Annotated in this window: 4 protein-coding genes and 1 pseudogene; 4 read left to right on the top strand and 1 reads right to left on the bottom strand. The window is 61.9% G+C overall.

What is annotated here, in order from left to right; all coding sequences use genetic code 11:
• The 4 genes and pseudogenes from GPS82_RS13680 to metW form a co-directional block, all read left to right on the top strand.
• A pseudogene (locus tag GPS82_RS13680) lies at nt 1-347 on the top strand (phenylacetic acid degradation protein PaaY); the annotation flags it as partial.
• Between the two features lie 26 nt (nt 348-373).
• Nucleotides 374-1,012, top strand: a complete 639-nt coding sequence (gene maiA, locus GPS82_RS13675) for a maleylacetoacetate isomerase (protein ID WP_296495648.1) — start codon at nt 374-376, stop codon at nt 1,010-1,012.
• Nucleotides 1,013-1,126: 114 nt separating this feature from the next.
• On the top strand, nt 1,127-2,275 hold the full coding sequence (locus GPS82_RS13670) for a homoserine O-acetyltransferase (protein ID WP_296495645.1): 1,149 nt from the start codon (nt 1,127-1,129) through the stop codon (nt 2,273-2,275).
• Entirely contained in the window at nt 2,272-2,859 is a 588-nt protein-coding gene (metW, locus tag GPS82_RS13665; protein WP_296495643.1) for a methionine biosynthesis protein MetW, read from the top strand. The genes GPS82_RS13670 and metW overlap by 4 nt, the downstream gene beginning before the upstream one ends.
• A gap of 89 nt (nt 2,860-2,948) precedes the next feature.
• On the opposite strand, the gene GPS82_RS13660 is transcribed toward metW, so the two are convergent.
• Nucleotides 2,949-3,132, bottom strand: a 184-nt coding sequence (locus tag GPS82_RS13660; protein WP_296495641.1) for an ACT domain-containing protein, incomplete at its 5' end; no start/stop codon positions are given.

Genomic DNA, 3,132 nt, shown 5'->3' with positions numbered 1-3,132 from the left:
GTGTGGTGCGCCGCAACGCCTTGGTCGGCATGAATGCCGTGGTGATGGACGAGGCTGTGGTGGGTGAGGCGGCCGTGGTGGCCGCCTGTGCTTTTGTGCCCGCCGGCATGCAGGTGGCACCAGCCACCCTGGTGGCCGGTGTGCCGGCCAAACTGATTCGCGCCCTGCGTGACGACGAAATCGCCTGGAAACTGGCGGGCACACAAACCTACCAGGACCTCACCCGGCGCTGTCTGGCCAGCCTGGTAGAGGTGCAACCACTGGCAATGGCAGAGCCCGATCGCCCCAGGGTGCGCGCGCCCGATGTCAAGTCGCTGATTGCGTCCAAGCGCGGTTCGGGTTCCTGATACCCTGAAGTTGCCGCAGCCACCCCATGAAAATCTACAACTACTTTCGCAGCGGCACGTCGCACCGCTTGCGCATTGTGCTCAATCTCAAGGGGCTGGACTGGGACTACGTGGCCGTGGATTTGCGCGCCGAGGCGCACTTTGACGCTGCCTTCAAGGCGCTCAATCCGCAGGGCTTTGTGCCCATGCTGATCGACGGTGACCTGGTGCTGACCCAATCGCCAGCCATCATTGAATGGCTGGAAGAGCGCTACCCCCATCCGCCGCTTCTCCCTGCGGACCCGAATGATCGGGCCCGTGTACGTGCCCTGGCCGCCATCGTGGGCTGCGACATCCACCCGCTCAACAACCGCCGCGTGCTGGAGTACCTGCGCCACACGCTGGGCTGCGACGAGGCCGCCGTGCTGGCCTGGTGCGCCACCTGGATCAACGGGGGTTTTGAGGCGCTCGAGATCATGCTGGCGGCTGACCCGAAGCGCGGCAACTTCTGCTTTGGCCATGGTCCGACCCTGGCCGACGCCTACCTGGTTGCGCAAGTCGAAAGCGCGCGGCGTTTCAAAGTCAGCCTCGCGCCCTACCCGCTGATTGTGGCAATCGACCAGGCTTGCAGCGCGCTGCCAGCATTTGCGCTCGCTGCCCCCGGTGCCCAACCCGACGCTGGTTAGGGCAATTGCTGTCAGGCGCTTTATACTCAGCGCCCTTGCCAATCTGCCTCTTGATGACCGACTCCCGGGCTGAAAATCCCGTCTGGTACGGACCGGGAGTGCCATGACGAACCTATGAACGTAACGCCCCAGTCCATGCATTTTTCGGCCGCCTTGCCTTTGCAAAGCGGGGCCTCGATTCGGGCGTACGACCTCAGCTTTGAGACCTACGGCACGCTCAACGCCGACAAATCCAACGCGGTGCTGATCTGCCACGCCCTCAACGCCTCGCACCATGTGGCGGGCACCTACGCCGGCCAGGACAAGTCCGAGGGCTGGTGGCACAACATGATCGGGCCGGGCAAGGCGCTCGACACCGAGCGTTTTTTTGTCATTGGCGTCAACAATCTGGGCTCGTGTTTTGGCTCCACCGGCCCGATGCACATCCACCCCGACACCGGGCGTGTTTATGGTGCCGATTTTCCGGTGGTCACGGTCGAAGACTGGGTCAACGCACAGGCGCGACTGCTCGATGCGCTGGGCATCCAGACGCTGGCGGCCGTGATGGGCGGCAGCCTGGGCGGCATGCAGGCGCTGAGCTGGGCGCTGCAGTACCCGGACCGGGTGCGCCACGCGGTGGTGATTGCCAGCGCGCCCAATCTGACGGCAGAAAACATTGCCTTCAACGAAGTGGCCCGGCGCGCCATTCAGACCGACCCCGATTTTCATGGCGGCCATTTTTATGAGCATGGCATGGTGCCCAAACGCGGCCTGCGCATTGCCCGCATGATCGGCCACATCACCTACTTGAGCGACGATGTGATGAACGAGAAGTTTGGCCGCCAGCTGATTGCCAGCAGCCAAAGCGAGCAGGACCGCAACTTTTTCTACAGCACGCTGGAGGCCGAGTTTCAGATCGAGAGCTACCTGCGCTACCAGGGCGACAAGTTTGCCGAATACTTTGACGCCAACACCTACCTGTTGATCACCCGTGCGCTTGACTACTTCGACCCGGCGCGCCGCTTTGACGGCAATTTGAGTCTGGCGTTGGCGCGGGCCACCTCCAAATTTTTGCTGGTGAGCTTTACCACCGACTGGCGCTTTGCCCCCAAACGCAGCCGCGAGATCGTCAAGGCGCTGCTCGACAACAAGCGCGACGTGAGTTATGCCGAGATCAACGCACCGCACGGGCACGATGCCTTTTTGCTCGACGATGCCCGCTACATGGGCGTGATTCGTTCCTACTTCAATAATGTCGTCAAGCCCACCGGGGAGGCCGCATGAACACCCGGGTCAACGCCACGCAGCTGGCCATTGCCGAACTGGTGCCAGCGGGCTCGCGCGTGCTCGACCTGGGCTGCGGCAACGGCGCCATGCTGGCGCACCTGATTGAAGCGCGCGGCTGCAGCGGTTATGGCATTGAGATCGACGACGCCAACGTGCAGGCCTGCGTCAAGCGCGGCGTCAACGTGATCCAGCTCAACCTCGACGAGGGCCTGTCCACCTTTGCAGACGCCAGCTTTGACGTGGTGCTGCAAATCGATACCCTGCAACACCTGCGCAACGCCGAAGTGATGCTGCTGGAGACCGTGCGGGTGGGGCGCCTGGGCATTGTGGCGTTCCCCAATTTTGCCCATTGGCCGAACCGCCTGAGCGTGCTGGGCGGGCGCATGCCGGTGACCAAGCGCCTGCCCTACCAGTGGTTTGACACGCCCAATATCCGCGTGGGCACCCATGCCGACCTGGGTGTGCTGGCCAGCCGCAACCGGCTGCTGGTGCAAGACAGCTTTGGCCTGCAGGACGGCAAGGTGGTGCGCCTGCTGCCCAATTTGCTGGCCGGCACCTCGGTGTACACGCTTTCCAGATGACCGGCGCCAACAGGCTGGTTACTGATTTTCAGTTGCTTGAATTGCCCGCCTTAAATGAGTCATCCAATGGTCGAGACGACTAAGAGAATTTACGAGTTTTGCAACAGCTTTAAGGCCAACAAGGCTTTGCTTTCAAGGGCAACCGGCACAAAAATGTGGTCGTGATAGGCACCGGCGACAACATTGCAGCTAATTCCTTTCTCCGATAGCGCCTTAGAAAATGCCGCTGTCAGCCCGCAGGCATTCAAGTCAGAGTGCACGTTGAGAGTAATC

The organism is Rhodoferax sp., from assembly GCF_011391645.1.
Taxonomy (GTDB): Bacteria; Pseudomonadota; Gammaproteobacteria; order Burkholderiales; family Burkholderiaceae_C; genus Rhodoferax.
This window is presented reverse-complemented; position numbering and strand designations above follow the sequence as displayed.